The sequence below is a fragment of the Ochrobactrum sp. BTU2 genome, assembly GCF_024539785.1.
Taxonomy (GTDB): Bacteria; Pseudomonadota; Alphaproteobacteria; order Rhizobiales; family Rhizobiaceae; genus Brucella; species Brucella anthropi.
Window position 1 is genome coordinate 485,859 of sequence record NZ_JAHWRG010000002.1, and the last position, 19,826, is coordinate 505,684.

Here is a 19,826-nt window from a genome sequence, read left to right on the forward strand (position 1 = left end):
TTTTGACGAGCCTGCCCGACCTTCCTGTGACACGAATTCTGCCTCAGCTGGATGAGGCATTGGCGCATCATGCGAGCGCAGTCCTTGTCGCGCCGCCCGGTGCGGGCAAGACGACACTGGTACCTATTCATATGCTGAACGCGGACTGGCGCAAGGATGGCACGATCGTGCTGCTTGAACCGCGTCGTCTGGCGGCACGTGCAGCTGCTCGCCGCATGGCGCAGCTCCTGGGCGAGGAACCGGGTGAAACGGTCGGCTACCGGATGCGCCTTGAAAGCAAGGTATCAGGGAAAACCAAGATCCTCGTCGTTACTGAGGGCGTCTTTGCGCGCATGATCCTGGACGATCCAGACCTCAAGGGTGTCGCCGCAGTCCTGTTTGATGAGTTCCATGAACGCAGTCTCGATGCGGATTTTGGACTGGCGCTGGCGCTGGATGTGCAGGCAGCCTTGCGTGACGACCTCAAAATTATTGTCATGTCGGCAACACTGGATGGCGCTCGCGTGGCTCAACTGTTGGGCGATGCGCCGGTGATCGAAAGTGAGGGGCGCGCTTATCCCGTCGATATTCGCTATCGCGATCGCAAAGCGGATGAACGGGTCGAGGACGCGATGGTGCGTACGATCCGTGATGCGCTGGCAAATGAAACCGGCAGTATCCTCGCCTTCCTGCCGGGGCAGGGCGAGATTGAGCGCACGGCAGGCATTCTGGAAAAATTACTGCCTGCCAATATCATTCTGGCACCGCTTTACGGTGCAATGGAAGGCCGCGATCAGGATGCGGCGATCAAGCCTCTACCGACAGGCCACCGCAAGGTGGTGCTGGCGACTTCGATTGCAGAAACCTCTATCACCATTGATGGCGTACGCGTGGTGATCGATTCAGGCCTTGCACGCCAGCCGAAATATGAACCGGCCACGGGCCTCACCCGGCTTGAAACCGTGCGGACTTCGCGTGCAAGTGCCGATCAACGTGCTGGCCGTGCGGGTCGTACAGAACCGGGCATTGCCATTCGCCTCTGGCATCAGGGGCAGACGGCGTCGCTCCCCGCTTTTTCACCACCGGAAATTCTCGAAGCTGATTTGTCGGGCCTTGTGCTGGATGCGGCTGCGTGGGGTGTGACCGATCCGGCAATATTATCGCTGCTCGACAAACCGCCGGCACCTGCGCTCAAAGAAGCCAAGGCGCTGCTTATGCGGCTCGGTGCGCTGGATGAAGCGGGACGATTGACGCCCGACGGTGAAGCCATGCGCTCTTTGGCCCTGCCTGCACGTCTGGCACATATGGTTGCAGAAGCTGGCAAGCGCGGCGAGGTGCAAAAGGCTGCTGAACTCGCTGTTTTGTTGACCGAACGCGGCCTTGGCGGCAATGAAACCGACCTTGATACGCGCATGTCGCGGTTCCGCAATGACCGATCAGATCGTGCACAGCGTGCAAAAGGGCTGGCACGGCGGCTTGCAGCAAATGTCCCAAACAAGGGTGAGGTGGCAGGCTCAAGCGTAGGTCGTATGCTCATTGATGCTTATCCGGACCGCATAGCCAAGGCTCGCGGGCAGATGGGGCAGTTTCTTCTGGCCAATGGACGTGGCGGCGAGGTCGATCCCGCTATCAGCCTCAGCAGGGCGCCATGGCTTGTGGTTGCCGATATGTCTGGAAGAGCGGGCCGCGCCCGCATTCTTTCTGCCGCGGAAGTTTCGGAAACCGAAATCCGCGCAGCCCTTGGTAACAGGATCGAAAGTGGACGACAGGTCGTCTATGACGCGGAAAAGAACGCCCTGCGGGCTCGTGAGGCTGTGCGCATTGGTGCGATAGCTCTCTCCGAAAAGCCGCTCGCCGCTCCTTCGGGAGCTGCCGCCGACGAAGGCGTGATTGCCGCCGTGCGTGAACATGGCCTCGATATTCTGCCATGGGGCAAGGAAACCGATATTCTGCGTCGTCGCCTTGGCTGGCTTCATCGCGGCCTTGGTGATCCGTGGCCTTCGATGGATAGCGACCATCTCATCGAAAGGCTGGACGATTGGCTGCTGCCCTTCCTGACGGGCGAAGCGCAACTTGACCGCATTCCCGGGCACGTGTTGAAGAACGGTCTGATGAGCCTTGTACCCTTCGATCTGCAGCGTAGTGTCGACCAGCTTGCGCCGACGCATTTCGAAGTGCCGACCGGATCGAATATTCCGATTCGCTATGACGCCGAAGAGCCGGTGATCGCAGTTCGTGTCCAGGAGCTTTTCGGTCTTGGGGTGCATCCGGCCATCGCCAATGGCAAGGTGCCGCTCTTGCTGGAACTTCTTTCTCCAGCTCATCGCCCGATCCAGATCACCCGTGATCTTCCCGGCTTCTGGAAGGGATCATGGGCGGATGTGCGCGCCGACATGCGCGGACGCTACCCGAAGCATGTCTGGCCGGAAGACCCGGCCAATGCGGAAGCGACGCGTCGCGCCAAGCCACGCGGAACCTGATTCCAACCTGCGACCGGATAACGCAGTTCCGCTTGCGTTGAGACCCGACCTTGTCTCATAAGGAGCGAGTAGAGGGACTCATGCACGCAGAATTCGAGAATCGCGCTTCCAATCTTTCGCGCCGCCCGCGCCTGACCACGTTGATACGTGTGCGCTGGCTGGCCATTGCCGGGCAGACCGCCGCCGTCATGTTCGTGGCGCTCTATCTGCAATTTCCTTTTGCAGTCGGCATCTGTTTTGCTCTGATCGCCTGTTCAGCATGGCTCAACCTTTATCTGGCCTTCCGCTTTCCGACCAACCACCGGCTCAATCCGGCGGCGGCAAGCCTGGTTCTGGCGTTCGACGTTCTGCAATTGGCAGGGCTGCTCTATCTCACTGGCGGGTTGCAGAATCCTTTCATCATTTTGATGATCGTACCCGTCATTATCTCGGCGACGTCGCTTTCGGCTCGTCATACGCTGGTGCTCGCCTTGCTGGTGGTTGCCTGTACGTCGGTGCTTACCATCAGGCACGAACCGCTGCCCTGGTATCCGGGCGAAACGCTGGACCTGCCGTTTCTGTTCGTCATCGGCATCTGGTGCGCCATTATTTCGGCGCTCGGATTCACTGGCGTTTACGCCTATCGTATCGCCGAGGAAGCGCGTCAGCTGGGCGATGCATTGAGCGCTGCCGAACTTATTCTCCAGCGTGAACAGCATCTGTCGGCGCTGGATGGTCTGGCTGCCGCAGCCGCCCATGAATTGGGCACACCGCTGGCAACGATTGCGCTGGTGGTAAAGGAAATGCAGCGCGCCCGCACCACCGATCCGGGCCTTGCCGAAGACATCGCCTTGCTCCATTCCCAGACCCAGCGTTGCCGTGAAATTCTTCAGCGGCTGACCAGCCTATCTTCGGAGGGCGAGGAACACATGTCGCGCCTGCCGCTCTCCTCTCTCATCGAAGAGGTGATTGCGCCGCACCGCAACTTCGGTATCACGATTGACGTGCAGAAGACGGAAGGTCCGAAACCGGAACCCGTCACCCGGCGCAATCCCGGCCTTCTCTACGGTCTCGGCAATCTGGTGGAAAATGCCGTCGATTTTGCACGTGGTACGGTCAACGTGACCTGGGGCTGGACCGACGGTAATGTGAGCGTGACCATTCAGGATGATGGCGAGGGGTTCAAACCGGAAATCCTCGATCGTATCGGCGAGCCCTATATGACGAGCCGCGACAATACGCGGAACGGCGGCGGACTCGGCCTTGGTCTGTTCATCGCCAAGACTTTGCTGGAACGCTCAGGCGCGCATATCACCTTCCGCAATCGCAACAATCCCGGACAGGGCGCAGAAGTGAAGGTGGTGTGGCCGCGTTCAGCATTCACATCAGGCTGAAGAAGGATGCAGCATGACGATTCCGCTTGAAATCCAGAGGGCGACGGAGGAGTTCGACAAGTTTCTCCATATGGCTCGGGATGAGGCAGGGCTCGCTACACGCAATCAGGCCTATACGATGGTGGAAGCTGTGCTGCTCACCTTCCGCCACCGGTTGGAGGTCGATCAAGCGATTCGCTTTGCCACGATATTGCCAACCGTTCTTCGTGCGGTTTTTGTAGCAAACTGGGATATTGGTGAAGCGAAACAGCCATTTCTGAGCCGACAGGCATTGACCTGTGAAGTGCAATCTCTGCGCAAAGATCATAATTTTGCACCGGATTCAGCTATTTACGATGTTGCCAAGGCGCTGCGTGCGCATATCGATCAAGTGGAGCTGGACAGCTTTCTGGCCGGGCTATCCGCCGAGGCCCGGCAATATTGGGCCATCTGAGCAAAAGACTGCAGCTTACGCACGATTTTGCTATCAATTCCTTGTGTCCATTTTTAAAAATATTCTGAAAATACAATGGCTTGCATTGTTCTTGCGTATGGGCGAATGCTGAAATTGCTTCAACAATTCAATGGCTATTTGACTTTTTGACGCAGGGGTATCAATAAGGAAAGAAAAATACAGGCAGGAAGCACCCGATGGACGACTTGAAGCAGGAAGACACCGAAGCCATAGGCAACGATCCGACCCTCCTTCTGGTTGATGACGACAAGCCCTTTTTGCAGCGCCTTGCCCGCGCCATGGAGAGCCGGGGTTTTCAGGTGACAACTGCGGAATCGGTTGAGGAAGGCATTGCTGCCGCCAAGGCCGCCGCCCCGGCCTATGCGGTCGTGGATATGCGCCTCGGCGACGGCAACGGCCTCGACATCATAGAAGCTATTCGTTCGCGCCGTGCCGATACGCGCGCCATCGTTCTCACCGGATACGGCAATATCGCAACTGCTGTGAACGCTGTTAAGCTGGGCGCAATCGACTATCTGTCGAAGCCTGCCGATGCGGATGAGGTCTTCGCAGCATTGACCCGCCGTCCCGGCGAAAAGGTTGCGCCGCCGGAGAATCCGATGTCAGCCGACCGGGTTCGCTGGGAACATATCCAGCGCGTCTATGAAATGTGCGAACGCAATGTCTCCGAGACCGCACGTCGTCTCAACATGCATCGCCGTACATTGCAGCGCATTCTGGCCAAACGCGCGCCTCGTTAAATTGGACAGCTAAATCAATCTATTTCTGTCTCGGGTACATCGAGACCCGCAAGTTCGGCGATTGTCAGGCGGGCGGCGCCCGCCCGCGCAAAGCGTAGCATCAACGCCTTTCGGGTTGCGCCGGGCAATTTATGTTCTGGCGCATCACGCATAATTTCCGCCCCATATCCATCAGAGAGAATGAAGCCGCATTCTTGCGGAAATATTTCGCGCGGCACCGCCGGATGGGTGGCGAAGAACAGCCGGTCGCAGTAAGCGCGATATTCGGGCCATTTGTGATCTGCCTTCCAATCCTCGATCGACGATTTGATCTCCACGATCCAGATTTCACCCTTGCGGTTGACCGCCATCAGGTCGGCGCGCCTGCCGGATGCCAGCGGCAGTTCAGGCAATGTTGCAAGCCCCATTTCCAGAAAAAGACGCTGCACGCCACGCCGCACCAGCATGGCGTTCTCCGACTGTCGGCCGTCGGAAAGAGGATGGGTCTGGTTGGGAATCACGATCGGCATGGGCGCATTTTGTGCGTGGATTCAGATCGAAACAATCGGAAAACTGGGACGAGCCGTACGAAAACCGCGCTACCAAGGCAAACATGGCCAAAAAATGTCTTATTCAAGGAATTTTCAATTTACGGTTAACGCCTGGTTAACAATACTACCGCATCTTCGACAAGAATGAGCGATTCGCTTCTATCTCCGGCCCATCGTGGTCCCATTGACGGAATGAACCAATCTGGGGGAATGCATGAATTCTCGCGTCCTTAAACTGACGACGGCTCTTTTTCTGACAGGTGCATTGGCAGGCTGCTCGACCGTAGGCGGCACTTTCTATACCGCCTCCTATTCTTCGGTCACCGACGCCGGCTATGTCGTCCCGGCCATCCCGAGCGAAAAGATCCAGGCGCAATATCGCCGCCAGATCGTCAAATATCCAACGGACGAAGCCCCCGGCACGATCATCGTCGATACGCGGGAAAAGTTCCTCTATCTCATTATGCCGGAAGGCAAGGCCATGCGTTACGGCATTGGTGTTGGTCGTGAAGGATTTGAATGGTCCGGTACGGCGCGCGTCGCCATGAAGCGGGAATGGCCGACCTGGACGCCGCCTTCCGCCATGATCAAGCGCCAACCGGAACTGGCAAAATATCGCAACGGCATGGACCCCGGCCTGCGCAATCCGCTCGGCGCGCGCGCTCTATATCTCTACAACAAGGGTGGCGACACGGGCTATCGTCTGCACGGAACGCCGGAATGGTGGTCCATCGGCAAGGCAATGTCTTCCGGCTGCATCCGCCTCATGAATCAGGACATCATGGATCTTTACGACCGCACCGAACAGGGTGCCAAGGTCATCGTGAAGCAGTAGGTCCAGATGATGACAGATATGAAAAAGGCCGCTTCAAGCGGCCTTTTTCTTTACAAGTCTCAGCAAGGTCAGATCTGTTCGACCTGCTGCACTTCCGGCACGAAATGGCGCAGGAGGTTCTGAATGCCGTGCTTCAGCGTTGCAGTCGACGACGGGCAACCAGAGCATGCACCCTTCATGTTCAGGAACACGGTGCCGTTCTCGAAACCGCGGAAGGTGATGTCGCCACCATCCTGTGCAACTGCCGGACGAACGCGGGTCTCGATCAGTTCCTTGATGATCTCGACGGTTTCGGCATCGGCTTCATCGAAAAATTCTTCTTCGCCATGAGCGGCAGCAGCGTCTGCATTGCTGTTGCCAGCCATTGCAGGTGCGCCCGACATGAAATGTTCCATGATCGTGCCAAGAATGGCGGGCTTCAGATGCTGCCACTCGCCGTCTTCCTTGGTGACGGTGATGAAGTCATAACCGAAGAAAACACCGGACACGCCCGGAACCGAAAAAAGCTTGGCTGCGAGCGGCGATGTGTTGCCCGCGGTGGAGGCGTCGCGGAAATCGGCGGTACCTTCCGGCATCACGACCTTGCCGGGAAGAAACTTCAGGGTCGCCGGGTTGGGCGTGGTTTCAGTCTGGATGAACATGCCAGTTGTCCCGCTTTCAGATTTTGGAACGATTCTCGTAAGCGCAGATACTCATGGACGCAAGTGCTGTCCCGATGCTGCGTGTATCAGTTGTCATCAATATAGGGTGATTAGGTCACCGCATCAATGTCATCGTCGCTCATACCTGCCGGAATGACCGTAACCGGGATCGGGAACTGGGAGCGGCTGGCAAGCGATTGCACGAGAGGGCCGGGGCCTTCCTTGCCCGAACCGGCAGCCAGAACCAGAATGGCGATGTCCTGATCTTCTTCGATGAGGCTAATCAATTCCGAGGCGGTTTCGCCCTCACGGATGTTGATTTCCGGCTCGATGCCTTGGGCTGCACGCACAGTTGCGGCGAATTTTTCCAGCGCTGCGCGAGCACGTTCCTGCGCTTCGGAACGCATGATTTCGCCGACACCCAGAATTTGCTGGAAATCAGAGTCATCAATCACGAAAAGCAGGATGAGAGAGCCGCCCGTATTTTTTGCACGGCGCGCGGCATATGCAACGGCGCGCCCGCATTCGGGCGTCTCATCGATGACGGCAAGAAACTTGCGGCGGTGACCGGCTTCCCGGCTAAGTCGTTTTGATACCATGGCCGCAATTTGCCATCGGGATTGACCGTCTGCAAGCTGACATTTGGTAGGTACTTGAAGATCGGATGATGATTTTCAAGTGAAGAGCGGCGGCAGCAAAAATGTTGCCGCTCGCTTGATCATTGAGAAGTTTAGTTCTGCAGCCAGCCGACGATGTCGCGAACATGGCGCATGGTCTGTTCGGCAATCACGCCAGCCCGCTCACCACCGTCGCGCAGAACGCTGTCGATGTAAGCCGGATCAGCGACCAGACGGCGCATCTCATGAGTGATAGGCGAAAGCTTTGCCACCGCGAGATCGGCAAGTGATGCCTTGAATTCGGAGAACTGGCGTCCGCCGAATTCGTTGAGCACGTCTTCCTTCGACTGAGAGGAAAGTGCTGCATAGATGCCAACCAGATTATCGGCTTCCGGACGACCGGCGAGACCGTCGAGCTCGGTGGGCAGGCCGTCCGAGTCGGTCTTTGCCTTGCGGATTTTCTTGGTGATGGTCTCTTCGTCGTCGATCAGATTGATGCGCGACAGATCGGACGGATCGGACTTCGACATCTTCTTGGTGCCGTCGCGCAGCGACATGATGCGCATGGCAGGGCCGGAGATCATCGGTTCCGTCATCGGGAAGAAGCCGGAAACCTGCTCGTCACCAACCTGCATATCCACGCCCACGCCGAGCGAAGCGATGCGATCCGAATAATCGTTGTTGAATTTCTGCGCGATGTCGCGGGTCAATTCCAGATGCTGCTTCTGGTCCTCACCCACCGGCACTGCGGTGGCGCGATAAAGCAGGATGTCGGCGGCCATCAGACTTGGATAAGCGAACAGGCCGAGCGAAGCGTTTTCGCGGTCCTTGCCTGCCTTGTCCTTGAACTGGGTCATGCGGCTCATCCAGCCGATGCGCGCGATGCAGTTAAATACCCATGCCAGCTCTGCGTGCTGCATGACGCGGCTCTGGTTGAAGACGATGCTTCTCTTCGGGTCGATACCGGCAGCAAGGAAAGCCGCGGTGACTTCACGGGTCGATTGCATCAGCTCAGCCGGATCGGGCGAAATGGTCAGCGCGTGCATGTCCACGACGCAATAGATGCATTCCTGCGTTTCCTGAACCTCGACCCACCGCTTGATCGCCCCAAGGTAATTGCCGAGGTGAAGATTTCCGGTCGGTTGGACGCCGGAGAAGACAAGCGGTTTGAACGTGCTCATGGCTTTATCCTAAAAAAGTTAGCCCCGCCGGTGGAGAGCGGGGATTTTGAATGCTGGTCTTTTCGCAGAGACGCAGCCGCCTTTCAAGCTTGAATTATTGCTCGCTTTCAGGGGCTTTCTTTGCCGCACCGCGCTTGATGTTGCGACGGATCATTCCCGTATTGGCGCCACCCAGACCGAAGGCCAAACCGAAATAGACCACCATTGCCGCAACAACGATAGCGGTGACGGTTCCCGCCCGCAGAGCAAGCGGCGCTGCGGAGGAAAGCTCGTAGGCAAAATGGCCGATGGCATAGTGGATTCCGAATGCCATGATCGCGGCAGCGATGAGGAGACGCGGAATACGGGTGAGCAGCGGAATATCCCGCCCCCAATGGCCGCGCTTCACGAGCATGGCGAACAGCAGGATAGCGTTGACCCATCCGGCAACGATTTCAGCCGTGGCGATGCCGGTCGGACCGAAATGCGGGAAAAGCGTGATGGCGAGCGAGACGTTCACCGCCACCGAAATGGCAGCGAAGATCATCGGTGTGCGGGTGTCTTCGCGGGCAAAAAAACCGGGAATGAACGCCTTGATCAGCACGAACGCGGGCAGGCCGAGGCCGTAGATGGCCAGAATATTGGAAACGACGAGCGTGGAATCCGGGCTGAACTTGCCGCGTTCGAACAGAAGCCGGACGATAGGTTCCGACATGACGAGCAGGGCAGCAGCGGCCGGTAGCGTTAGAAACAAGGTGAACTCAACCGAGCGGTTCTGAAGGTTCGACGCTTCTTTCATGTGCCCGCCACGCAGCGCGCGTGACAGTTCCGGGAGAAGCACGGTTGCGACGGCGATGCCGACGACGCCGAGCGGAAGCTGATAGATGCGGTCCGCATAGACGAGCGACGATACCGCGCCTTCCATGCCGGATGCGATATTGGTGTTGATGAGCAGGTTGATCTGCGTGATGCCGCCGGTGATCGCTGCGGGCAGTGCTAGCACGAGAAGCCGTTTGACGTTCGAGGTCAGACGTGGACGGCGGAAGCCGATCTTGATACCTGCATTGCGCACGGCGATCCACACAATGGCAAGCTGGACCAGACCTGCAGCCATCACGCCCCACGAAAGGCCATAGCCGACCGAAAGCGCGTCATAGCCACGCCACCACGCGAAAGCCAGAACCCCGATCAGGATGATGTTGAGGAATACCGGCGCAATGGCCGCTGCAAAATAGCGATGCAGCGAATTCAACATCCCGCCCATCATCGCCGCCAGCGACATACAGGCGAGATAGGGGAACATGATAACGGCGAGACGCACCGTATTGTCGAACTTCACCGGATCGTCGGTGAAACCCGGTGCAATTATCGTCCGTACGATGAAGGGCATCGAAAGTTCCATCACGATGGTCAGGAACAGAAGCACCGTGAAGAGAACGCCGAACACTTCTTCGGAAAAACGGCGCGCGCCGTCCATGCCGTTCTTCTCTATTTCCTTGGCAAAAAGCGGCACGAAGGCTGAATTGAACGCGCCTTCGGCAAAGAGCCGGCGAAAGGTGTTCGGGAACCGGAAAGCGGCATTGAAGGCGTCGGCTACTGGACCGGTGCCGAGCGCTGCCGCCATGAACATCTCGCGCGTGAAGCCGAAAATGCGGCTCATCAGCGTTCCGGACGCGACCGTGGCGAACTTTTTGACCAAACTCATTTACTGAAAAACCTATGCTGCGGCCTGAGATGAGCGGCCGTTTGTCTTGCTGCCATTTTCGCCGCTGAGAACACCAAGCAGCTTGCGCCTGATATTGCCCTGACGGGTGGCGTTTGAAATCTTGTGGCCCACAAGGTCAGTCACATAAAAACTGTCGATCACTTTCTCGCCGAAGGTGGTGATATGAGCCGATGCAATATCCAGCGAAAGGTCGGAAATAAGGCCAGTCAGTTCTGAAAGCAAACCGGGCCGGTCCAGACCTTCCACTTCAATGACGGTAAACTTGTTCGAAAGCGTGTTGTTGATCTCGACTCGCGGTTCCACCTTGAACGCCTTGGCGGCCCTCTTCGGCTTGGTGCGCTTGGCCAGCACGTCGGGCAGATGGGCCTTGCCGGACAAAACATCCTCGATGACCTTGCCGACGCGTTCGGCACGGCGGCGCTCGTCGTCATCAGTGTCGAACTCGCGGCTGATGAGAATGGTATCCAGTGCGCGCCCGTCGCCAGTGGTGAAAATCTGCGCGTCGACAATGTTGGCACCAGCTGCTGCGCAGGCACCGGTGATGATCGACAACAGGCGCGGATGGTCAGGCGCCAGTACCGTGATTTCCGTAACCGCCTCGAAAGTATGCGGCTTGGCCATGGTGGCCAGCGCCCGCTCGTTGCGGTCGGCTTCGCGAATGAAATGGGCGTGCCGGACCTGATCCTCGAGGCTGACAGTCAGGAAATAGTTGGTGTAATGAAGCGCCAGGTATGCATCGCGCTTGTCCTTCGGCCAATCAGAGAGCCGGTCCGCCAGCGCCTCTCGCGCCTGATGGTCGCGGTCGGCACGGGACAATTCCGAAAAGCCACCGGTCAGGACCAGTTCGGTTTCGTAGAAGAGCGTACGCAGAAGCTGGCCCTTCCAGCCATTCCACACGCCGGGACCAACCGCCTTGATATCGCAGACGGTCAGGATCAGGAGGAGCTTCAACCGCTCCATGGTCTGCACGGTGTCGGCGAAGTCGATGATGGTCTTGCGATCGTTGAGATCACGTGACTGCGCGACCATGCTCATGGTCAGATGTTCGCGCACAAGCCATTCAACGGTTTCTGTTTCGGTAGGGGTAAGACCCAGCCGTGGTCCCAGCCTGCGGGCGATGCGCGCACCAGCAACGGAATGATCTTCCGGGCGCCCCTTGGCGATGTCGTGCAAGAGCAGCGCCACATAAAGCAGGTTGCGGTCGCGCTTGACTGTCGTGATGAGGTGGTTTGAAAGCGGATGTTCGTTTTCAAGCTCACCATGCTCGATTTCCGACAGCACGGCGATGCAACGCAACAAATGCTCGTCCACCGTATAATGGTGGTACATGTTGAACTGCATCATGGCGACGATCTTGCCGAAGTCAGGAATGAATTTTCCAAGCACGCCGGATTCGTTCATGCGACGCAGGATGAGTTCGGGGTTGCGCGGCGAGGTCAGGATTTCGAGGAAAAGCTTGTTCGCTTCAGGATTTTCACGCAGATCGGAATTGATGAGTTTCAGTGAGCGCGTGAGGCTCTGCATTGCTTCGGGGTGAAATTCCAGCCCGTGTTTGTCGGCCAGATGGAAGAGACGAATGATATTGACCGGGTCTTCCTTGAAAACCTCTGGCCGTGCGATGTTGATGCGGTGATTTTCCGAAACGAAGTCGCCGTCGGCGGAAAGCTTGCGCTTGCGTCGCGAGAACGTAAGGAAAATGCGGTTGAAGCCCGGTACATGCTTGGCCTGCTGCTCCTCCAGCGCTGCGCTGATGATGCGGGTGAGATCGCCCACATCCTTGGCCACGAGGAAGTAATGCTTCATGAAACGTTCGACATAGTTCTGGCCGGGATGCGCCGTATAGCCAAGGCGTTGGGCGATTTCCGGCTGGATGTCGAAGGAAAGGCGTTCTTCTGCCTTCAACGTCGCGAAATGCATGTGGCACCGCACCGCCCAAAGAAAATCTTCCGCCTTGTTGAACAGCTTCAGCTCGGCTCGTGACAGAACGCCGAGCTTGACCAGCTCTTCTTTCGTTTTGACACGGTAAAAATATTTGGTGATCCAGAACAGCGTATGCAGGTCGCGCTGGCCGCCCTTGCCTTCCTTCACGTTCGGCTCAACCAGATAGCGGGTTTCGCCTGCCTTGCGGTGGCGCTGGTCGCGCTCCGCAAGCTTGGCCTGGATGAATTCCGGGCCGGTATCCTTGACGATTTCCTCGTCGAAGCGGGTAACAAGCGTTTTGAAAAGCTCGCGATTGCCGGTGAGAAACCGCGCATCGAGAAGTGCCGTGCGGATCGTCATGTCTTCGCGCGAAAGCCGGATGCACTCATCGATGTTGCGCGTGGAATGGCCGACTTTCAGTCCCATGTCCCACAGCATGTAGAGCATGTATTCGACAACTTGCTCGCCCCAGGGGGTCTGCTTGTAGGGCAGCAGAAACAGAAGATCGATATCTGACCCAGGCGCCAGCCCGCCGCGCCCGTAACCGCCGACCGCGACGATAGCCATGTTCTCGGCCTTCGACGGGTTGATCATCGGATAGGCTTTGGTGGTGGCGAATTCAAACAGCGCCTCAATCAGCGTATCCATGAGAAAGGACAGGCGTTTGGCGCAGAGCGTGCCGCCACCATCCTTCATCAACATGCCTTCGGCATTGGCGCGACCGCGCACCAAAGCGTCCTTCAGAGCCTGAAGCACCACTTTTCGCACGGTAGGACTGGTGTAGTTTTCGTCCGTGGAATCCGCCAGTTCGTTGAGCTTGCGGCGTAGCGTCTCGGGATTGACGATCTCTTCCAGCTTAAGGTCGTGTGCGCTCATGCGGCATGTAGATCCGGTTTGCGGAGAAAAGGATAGTGGACGATGGCTATCCTATAGCCGCTTTTATGGATGATGAATATCCAAAAGCAAAGGCCGGGAAAACCCGGCCTTTGTATTGCTCTTCGCTGATCTTTCAGTTCGTCGCGTTATAGGCGGTAATTGCCGCCATATTGACGATGTCGGAATCCTTCGCTCCGATGGTGACGATCTGCGCTGGCTTGTCGAGACCGACGAGCAACGGGCCGATAATCGTTGCGCCACCCAGTTCCTGCAGCATGTCGGCGGCAATCGAGGCCGAATGATTGTCCGGCGTGACGATCACATTGGCCGGGCCCGACAGGCGGATGAACGGATATTGTTCCATCAGCTTCGGGTTCAGCGCCACATCGGCACTCATTTCGCCGTCGAATTCGAAATCGACATGACGTGTTGCCAGAATGCGGACGGCCTCCTGAATGCGCGCGGAGCGTTCACCGCCCATATGGCCGAAAGTCGAGAAGGCGGTCAGTGCGACACGTGGCACATAACCCATGCGGCGTGCCATGCCCGCAGCTTCAACCGCAATATCGGCAAGCTCTGCTGCGGTCGGCATTTCATGAACGGCGGTATCGGCGATGAACACTGTGCGCCCGCGGCAAAGTGCGATGGAAACACCGACCATGCGATGGCCGGGCTTGGAATCGATCACGCGACGCACATCGTCGAGACCTGTCGCGTAATTGCGGGTCACGCCCGTCACCATGCCATCGGCATCGCCGAGCGCCACCATGCAGGCCGCAAAATGATTGCGGTCATTGTTGATGAGACGGTGGCAATCGCGCGTCAGATAGCCCTTGCGCTGCAGTTTCTCGTAAAGATAGTCGGCATAGGCCGCATTGCGGCTCGACAGGCGCGCATTGATGATTTCGATGCCGGGACGGTCGAGGTCGAGACCGGCAGCCTTGGCTGTATCCCTCACCCGTTCCTCGCGGCCAACCAGAATAGCGGTGCCGAGACCCTGATTGACGTAGGAAACGGCGGCACGCATCACCTGTTCTTCTTCACCTTCGGCAAAGACGATGCGCTTCGGCTGACGACGCACGCGCTCATAGATGCCGCGCAGCGTCGAGGCAATCGGATCGCGACGTGCCGACAGTTCGCGCTTGTAGCCTTCGATGTCGGCAATGGCACGCCCGGCAACGCCGGTTTCCATCGCTGCCTTGGCGACGGCAGCCGAGACGGATGCAAGCAGACGCGGATCAAACGGCACCGGAATGATGTAACTTGAGCCGAAGCGCGGACGGCTGCCCTGATAGGCGGCAACCACATCGTCCGGCACGTCCTCGCGGGCAAGTTCGGCCAATGCATTGACGGCTGCGATTTTCATCGCATCGTTGATGGTGGTTGCACGTACGTCGAGTGCGCCACGGAAGATGTAAGGAAAACCAAGGACATTGTTGACCTGGTTCGGATAATCCGAACGACCGGTGGCAACGATGGCATCGTCGCGGATGCGCGCCACTTCTTCGGGCGTTACTTCCGGGTCAGGATTGGCCATCGCGAAGATGATCGGGTTCGGCGCCATGGAACGGACCATGTCTTCCGTGAACGCACCTTTGGCCGAAAGGCCGAACACGACATCCGCGCCGTTCATGGCATCTGCGAGGGACCGCTTGTCAGTCTTCACCGCATGGGCGGACTTCCACTGGTTCATGCCTTCTTCGCGGCCCTGATAGACGACGCCCTTGGTGTCGCACAGGATGACGTTTTCCGAGGCAAAGCCCATCGCCTTGATAAGCTCGATACAGGCAATACCCGCCGAGCCCGCGCCATTGCAGACGAGCTTCGTCGTCTTCATGTCGCGGCCGGTCAGATGCAGCGCATTGATGAGGCCGGCAGCGGCGATGATAGCCGTTCCATGCTGGTCGTCATGGAAAACCGGAATGTCCATCAGTTCGCGCAGGCGCTGCTCGATGATGAAGCAGTCGGGCGCCTTGATATCTTCCAGATTGATGCCGCCGAACGACGGCCCGAGATAGCGTACCGCATTGATGAAGGCATCGATGTCGGTGGTATCGACCTCAAGATCGATGGAATCGACATCAGCGAAGCGCTTGAACAGCACGGCCTTGCCTTCCATCACCGGCTTGGATGCGAGCGCGCCAAGATTGCCGAGGCCGAGAATGGCGGTGCCGTTCGAAATGACAGCGACGAGATTGCCCTTGGCCGTATAGTCATAGGCGCGGGCGGCGTCTTCGGCGATTGCCTTCACCGGCACGGCAACGCCCGGAGAATAGGCGAGCGACAGATCGCGCTGCGTGGTCATGGGCTTGGTGGGGTTGATCTCCAGCTTGCCCGGGCGACCCTGCGCGTGAAAGTCTAGCGCTTCCTTCTCACTGGCTGTGGGTGCGCGTTCTGATGTGTTGCCCTTCGGCGTCGAGGCTGGCATGTTCCCTCCGGTTTCATCTGCGGGAGAACCTCGATAGCGCCAGTCACGCATCGTGTAAACAGTGCTTCGAGGAATAGATATTCATCCAAAAACGATGGAATACGAAATTTTATAACTTTAGCCTCGCCGGCTAAGCAATAAATGAAGGTTTTTAGATGGAAACGACGGCTAACGAACACGGCTCGGAAGCGGAAGAAAACACCGCCGAGGCAGCGCCCGTTCGCCTGACGCCCATGATGGAACAATATATTGAGATCAAGGCGGCGAATGTCGATTCGTTGCTCTTCTATCGCATGGGCGATTTTTACGAGCTGTTCTTCGATGATGCAGTGGAAGCCTCTGCGGCACTCGGCATCACGCTCACCAAGCGCGGCAAGCATCTGGGCGAGGATATTCCCATGTGCGGCGTGCCGGTCCATGCCGCCGACGATTATCTGCAGAAGCTGATCGCCAAGGGCTATCGCGTCGCGGTTTGCGAACAGGTGGAAGACCCGGCAGAGGCGAAGAAGCGCGGCTCCAAATCGGTGGTGAAGCGCGATGTGATCCGTCTCGTCACACCGGGCACGCTGACCGAAGAAAAGCTGCTGGATCCGTCCGAAGCCAATTTCCTGATGGCGATGGGGCGCACGCGCGGCGATGGTGCGCTGGCGCTCGCCTGGATCGACATTTCAACCGGAACTTTCCGTGTGGCGGAAACCACGCCGGACCGGCTTTTCGCCGATGTGATGCGGGTCGACCCGCGCGAACTGGTCGTGGCTGACAGCGCCTTCCACGATGAGGAGCTACGCCCGGTCTTCGATCTGGTCGGCAAGGCGGTAACGCCGCAACCGGCAACTCTCTTCGACAGTGCCGCCGCAGAGACGCGTATTCAGCGCTATTTCAATGTGGCAACGCTTGATGGTTTCGGCCAGTTCAGCCGTCCTGAACTTTCAGCTATTTCCGGTGCAATCGCCTATATCGAGAAGACGCAGATTTCCGAGCGCCCACCCTTGATGCGACCCGAACGCGAACATGAGGGCGGCACGCTTTTTATCGACCCGGCCACACGCGCCAGTCTGGAACTTGCCCGCACCATGTCGGGCAATCGAGACGGCAGTTTGCTGAAGGCGGTTGATCGCACGGTGACGGGCGGCGGTGCGCGACTCCTTGCCGAACGCCTGACCGCGCCGCTGACCAATCCGAAGGAAATCGCGCTGCGGCTCGATTCCGTTTCCTGGTTCCTGAGCGAGCAGTCGCTCTGTGAAGCCATGCGCGCGGAACTGAAGGGCGTGCCGGATATGCCGCGCGGTCTTTCGCGCCTTGCCGTCGGGCGCGGTGGCCCGCGTGATCTGGGTAGCCTTGCCCGAGGCTTCGAGGCTGCGCATGTCATTGCGAGCCTGCTGGAAAGCGCTTTGCTGCCCGACGAACTGGCACATGCCCGCGATGCCGTCAGTGCCATGCCCGCCATCTTTACCGCCCATCTCGACCGGGCCTTGGCTGATGAATTGCCGCTTCTGAAACGCGATGGTGGTTTTGTACGCGGAGGCTATAATTCCGAACTCGATGAAATGCGGGCTTTGCGTGACCAGTCACGCCGGGTGATCGCCGGTCTGCAGGCCAATTATATCGAAGAAACCGGTATCAAGTCGCTGAAGATCAAGCATAACAATGTGCTTGGCTATTTTATCGAGGTGACGGCCAACAATGCCGGGGCGATGACGGATACGGATGAAGCCAAGAGCCGTTTCATCCATCGCCAGACCATGGCCAATGCCATGCGCTTTACCACGACCGAACTGGCGGAACTGGAAAGCAAGATCGCCAATGCTGCCGACCGCGCATTGTCAATCGAGCTTGCCGTGTTTGAGGAATTGACGGCGGAAGCGGTCTCCCATGCTGATAGTATCCGTGCCGCCGCATCGGCGCTCGCTGTTTTCGACGTCTCGGCATCGCTTGCCGTGCTGGCGGAAGAGCAGGGCTATTGCCGCCCGCAAGTCGATGACAGTCTGTCCTTTAACATTGTCGCGGGTCGTCATCCGGTCGTAGAGCAGGCCCTCCGGCGTCAAGCGGCCAATCCGTTCGTCGCCAATGATTGCGATCTCTCGCCGCAAGCAGACGGCGGCAATGGTGCGATCTGGCTTCTGACCGGCCCGAACATGGGCGGTAAGTCAACCTTCCTGCGCCAGAATGCGCTGATTGCGATCATGGCACAGATGGGCTCCTTCGTGCCTGCGGGTTCTGCAAAGATCGGTGTCGTGGACAGGCTGTTCAGTCGTGTCGGTGCTTCCGACGATCTGGCACGCGGGCGTTCAACCTTTATGGTTGAAATGGTGGAAACGGCTGCGATCCTCAATCAGGCAGGCGAACGCTCGCTGGTGATCCTCGATGAGATCGGGCGCGGTACAGCCACTTTCGACGGATTGTCCATTGCCTGGGCAGCGGTTGAATATCTGCATGAGAAGAACCGTTGCCGGGCTTTGTTTGCCACGCATTTCCATGAAATGACTGCACTTTCAGAAAAGCTTGAGCGGCTTTCCAACGTCACCATGCGGGTCAAGGAGTGGGACAATGATGTCGTCTTCCTGCATGAGGTGGCGAAAGGGGCTGCCGATCGTTCCTATGGCGTGCAGGTGGCGCGTCTGGCGGGGCTGCCCGAAGCGGTCGTCAATCGCGCGCGCGATGTGCTGCACCAGCTTGAAGCGGGCGAAACCTCGGGCAAGGCGGACAAGCTGATCGATGATCTGCCGCTGTTCTCTGTCGTCTTGCAGCAGGAAAAGCCGAAGCTGCAGGTTCAGGGGAAAGATAGTGACCTGACCAAGGCTGTCTCTGCAATCAGTCCAGACGAACTGACTCCGCGAGAAGCGCTGGATCTGATCTACAAGTTGAAGGAACTGGCAGGCAGGGCGTGATGGGTTCTGGCCAGGTAGGGTGCCCCAGTCTGTTTGAGATTCTGGTTATGACGAGCCGAAAATGGTGATGTTTGCGACCCGGAACGGAATGTACTTTTGGGTACATGAGCACCGGAAGCGCAAAACAGCGCCGTTTGCAGGCCGTCAGAACCGGAATATCTACAGACTACACGAAGCGGTTCGCTTCCGCGCCGTAGTAAGTGATGTAGCGGCTGGAAATGCGCTCAATCGGCAGGATGATGAAGACATCGGTTGTGCCGAATGCCTCGTCGATTATTGCGCCGTCTCCGATCATCGCGCCAAGACGCAGATAACCCTTGACCAGTGGCGGCATGGAGAACAGCGCAACCTTGTTGTTGATCGCTTCCTTCGGCATCAGGTCCATGGCCTGATAACGATTGGGCAGGGCACGAACGTCCCAGTCATCGGTGGCACGGCAGTTGTGATGGAGGAACGACAGGCCGAGCGCGTGCGCTGCAGGCACCGCGCCGTGGAATGAAGCACAGCCGAACATCACATCGATGGAATGGCGGCGGCAATAGGCCCAGGCACCTTGCCAAAGAAGCTCGACAGTGCGCTTGGAGCGGTATTCCGCCTTCACGCAGGAGCGACCCAGTTCAAGCAGGCGGAGGTTCGGGCGTGAAAGGGCCAGACGCTGCACGTCATATTCATCGGCAGAATAAAAGCCGAGCGCCTGTTCTGCCTGATCGCTACGCATCAGACGATAGGTGCCGACAATCTGCTGATGCTCCGGCACGGGCAGGGCGGTGTCATAAACGAGCAGATGATCGCAAATAGCGTCGAAACGGTCAGCGTCTCGAAGCTCCACGGCTTCGATGCTTTCCCTGCGTGCGCCCATTTCGTCGAAGAAGACGCGGAAACGCAATTCCTGCGCGGCTTCTACCGCCTCGCGTGAATTTGCAAGCCGTACTTCCAGCGATCCGATGCGTCCCAGAACGATGGGATCGCCGTTGGACGCGAACAGCGCCTGTTGTGCTTCTAAGCCTGACATGACCGTATCATCAATGATTTGCTGGTCCATTCCAAGCAGTACTGTCATGATGATGGCTCCTGATTTGTCTATTCACGTATTCCTGAACGGCTTTCCCACGGATATTTCGGCGAGAGCTAGCCAATTCCAATCCTTGTTCAGCCGATTGCATGGACAGGGTGTCCAGT

The 19,826-nt window shown here is 57.9% G+C and carries 14 protein-coding genes; 6 read left to right on the forward strand and 8 right to left on the reverse strand.

Annotated elements, in window-relative coordinates:
- Positions 1 to 2 precede the first annotated feature (2 nt).
- The 4 genes from hrpB (at position 3) to regA (ending at position 5,026) form a co-directional block, all read left to right on the forward strand.
- Complete coding sequence (hrpB, locus tag KWJ32_RS06970; protein WP_011982358.1) at positions 3 to 2,459, forward strand: ATP-dependent helicase HrpB; 2,457 nt, start codon at positions 3 to 5, stop codon at positions 2,457 to 2,459.
- A gap of 80 nt (positions 2,460 to 2,539) precedes the next feature.
- The gene (locus KWJ32_RS06975) at positions 2,540 to 3,832 is read left to right on the forward strand and encodes an ActS/PrrB/RegB family redox-sensitive histidine kinase (RefSeq protein WP_010657984.1); all 1,293 of its coding nucleotides are present in this window, start codon (positions 2,540 to 2,542) and stop codon (positions 3,830 to 3,832) included.
- 13 nt (positions 3,833 to 3,845) lie between these two features.
- A complete protein-coding gene (locus KWJ32_RS06980) occupies positions 3,846 to 4,265 on the forward strand; it encodes a DUF2267 domain-containing protein (RefSeq protein WP_011982359.1) in 420 nt (139 codons plus the stop codon).
- A 197-nt stretch (positions 4,266 to 4,462) separates the two neighbouring features.
- Positions 4,463 to 5,026, forward strand: a complete 564-nt coding sequence (gene regA, locus KWJ32_RS06985; protein ID WP_006465866.1) for a global response regulator transcription factor RegA — start codon at positions 4,463 to 4,465, stop codon at positions 5,024 to 5,026.
- Between the two features lie 14 nt (positions 5,027 to 5,040).
- Here the strand turns inward: regA and KWJ32_RS06990 are convergent, their stop codons facing one another.
- Positions 5,041 to 5,535 carry an MmcB family DNA repair protein gene (locus KWJ32_RS06990; protein ID WP_011982360.1) on the reverse strand — a complete coding sequence of 165 codons (495 nt, stop codon included), beginning with the start codon at positions 5,533 to 5,535 and terminating at the stop codon, positions 5,041 to 5,043.
- Between the two features lie 235 nt (positions 5,536 to 5,770).
- On the opposite strand from KWJ32_RS06990, the gene KWJ32_RS06995 reads away from it, so the two are divergent.
- The gene (locus KWJ32_RS06995) at positions 5,771 to 6,391 is read left to right on the forward strand and encodes a L,D-transpeptidase (protein WP_011982361.1); all 621 of its coding nucleotides are present in this window, start codon (positions 5,771 to 5,773) and stop codon (positions 6,389 to 6,391) included.
- Positions 6,392 to 6,459: 68 nt separating this feature from the next.
- On the opposite strand, the gene KWJ32_RS07000 is transcribed toward KWJ32_RS06995, so the two are convergent.
- The 6 genes from KWJ32_RS07000 to KWJ32_RS07025 form a co-directional block, all read right to left on the reverse strand.
- The gene (locus tag KWJ32_RS07000; protein ID WP_151609718.1) at positions 6,460 to 7,032 is read right to left on the reverse strand and encodes a NifU family protein; all 573 of its coding nucleotides are present in this window, start codon (positions 7,030 to 7,032) and stop codon (positions 6,460 to 6,462) included.
- Between the two features lie 110 nt (positions 7,033 to 7,142).
- On the reverse strand, positions 7,143 to 7,631 hold the full coding sequence (locus KWJ32_RS07005) for a universal stress protein (RefSeq protein WP_010657989.1): 489 nt from the start codon (positions 7,629 to 7,631) through the stop codon (positions 7,143 to 7,145).
- 131 nt (positions 7,632 to 7,762) lie between these two features.
- Positions 7,763 to 8,830: a tryptophan--tRNA ligase gene (gene trpS, locus KWJ32_RS07010; protein WP_010657990.1), complete on the reverse strand. Its 1,068-nt coding sequence runs from the start codon at positions 8,828 to 8,830 to the stop codon at positions 7,763 to 7,765.
- Between the two features lie 94 nt (positions 8,831 to 8,924).
- Positions 8,925 to 10,514, reverse strand: a complete 1,590-nt coding sequence (gene murJ, locus KWJ32_RS07015; RefSeq protein WP_010657991.1) for a murein biosynthesis integral membrane protein MurJ — start codon at positions 10,512 to 10,514, stop codon at positions 8,925 to 8,927.
- Between the two features lie 12 nt (positions 10,515 to 10,526).
- Positions 10,527 to 13,331: a [protein-PII] uridylyltransferase gene (locus KWJ32_RS07020; protein WP_125333689.1), complete on the reverse strand. Its 2,805-nt coding sequence runs from the start codon at positions 13,329 to 13,331 to the stop codon at positions 10,527 to 10,529.
- Positions 13,332 to 13,464: 133 nt separating this feature from the next.
- Positions 13,465 to 15,759 carry an NADP-dependent malic enzyme gene (locus KWJ32_RS07025; protein WP_029925933.1) on the reverse strand — a complete coding sequence of 765 codons (2,295 nt, stop codon included), beginning with the start codon at positions 15,757 to 15,759 and terminating at the stop codon, positions 13,465 to 13,467.
- 155 nt (positions 15,760 to 15,914) lie between these two features.
- On the opposite strand from KWJ32_RS07025, the gene mutS reads away from it, so the two are divergent.
- Positions 15,915 to 18,647, forward strand: coding sequence for a DNA mismatch repair protein MutS (mutS, locus tag KWJ32_RS07030; protein ID WP_011982364.1), 2,733 nt, complete (start codon positions 15,915 to 15,917; stop codon positions 18,645 to 18,647).
- Positions 18,648 to 18,813: 166 nt separating this feature from the next.
- Here mutS and KWJ32_RS07035 read toward each other — a convergent pair whose 3' ends face one another.
- Positions 18,814 to 19,707, reverse strand: coding sequence for a GNAT family N-acetyltransferase (locus KWJ32_RS07035; protein ID WP_256885954.1), 894 nt, complete (start codon positions 19,705 to 19,707; stop codon positions 18,814 to 18,816).
- Between the last annotated feature and the right edge of the window lie 119 nt (positions 19,708 to 19,826).

Excerpts from the sequence above, each read along its gene's own strand:
- KWJ32_RS06975 (WP_010657984.1), top strand. The coding sequence starts at position 2,540 with ATGCACGCAGAATTCGAGAATCGCGCTTCCAATCTTTCGCGCCGCCCG.
- KWJ32_RS06980 (WP_011982359.1), top strand. The coding sequence starts at position 3,846 with ATGACGATTCCGCTTGAAATCCAGAGGGCGACGGAGGAGTTCGACAAG.
- regA (WP_006465866.1), top strand. The coding sequence starts at position 4,463 with ATGGACGACTTGAAGCAGGAAGACACCGAAGCCATAGGCAACGATCCG.
- KWJ32_RS06990 (WP_011982360.1), bottom strand. The coding sequence starts at position 5,535 with ATGCCGATCGTGATTCCCAACCAGACCCATCCTCTTTCCGACGGCCGA.
- KWJ32_RS06995 (WP_011982361.1), top strand. The coding sequence starts at position 5,771 with ATGAATTCTCGCGTCCTTAAACTGACGACGGCTCTTTTTCTGACAGGT.
- KWJ32_RS07000 (WP_151609718.1), bottom strand. The coding sequence starts at position 7,032 with ATGTTCATCCAGACTGAAACCACGCCCAACCCGGCGACCCTGAAGTTT.
- KWJ32_RS07005 (WP_010657989.1), bottom strand. The coding sequence starts at position 7,631 with ATGGTATCAAAACGACTTAGCCGGGAAGCCGGTCACCGCCGCAAGTTT.
- trpS (WP_010657990.1), bottom strand. The coding sequence starts at position 8,830 with ATGAGCACGTTCAAACCGCTTGTCTTCTCCGGCGTCCAACCGACCGGA.
- murJ (WP_010657991.1), bottom strand. The coding sequence starts at position 10,514 with ATGAGTTTGGTCAAAAAGTTCGCCACGGTCGCGTCCGGAACGCTGATG.
- KWJ32_RS07020 (WP_125333689.1), bottom strand. The coding sequence starts at position 13,331 with ATGAGCGCACACGACCTTAAGCTGGAAGAGATCGTCAATCCCGAGACG.
- KWJ32_RS07025 (WP_029925933.1), bottom strand. The coding sequence starts at position 15,759 with ATGCCAGCCTCGACGCCGAAGGGCAACACATCAGAACGCGCACCCACA.
- mutS (WP_011982364.1), top strand. The coding sequence starts at position 15,915 with ATGGAAACGACGGCTAACGAACACGGCTCGGAAGCGGAAGAAAACACC.
- KWJ32_RS07035 (WP_256885954.1), bottom strand. The coding sequence starts at position 19,707 with ATGACAGTACTGCTTGGAATGGACCAGCAAATCATTGATGATACGGTC.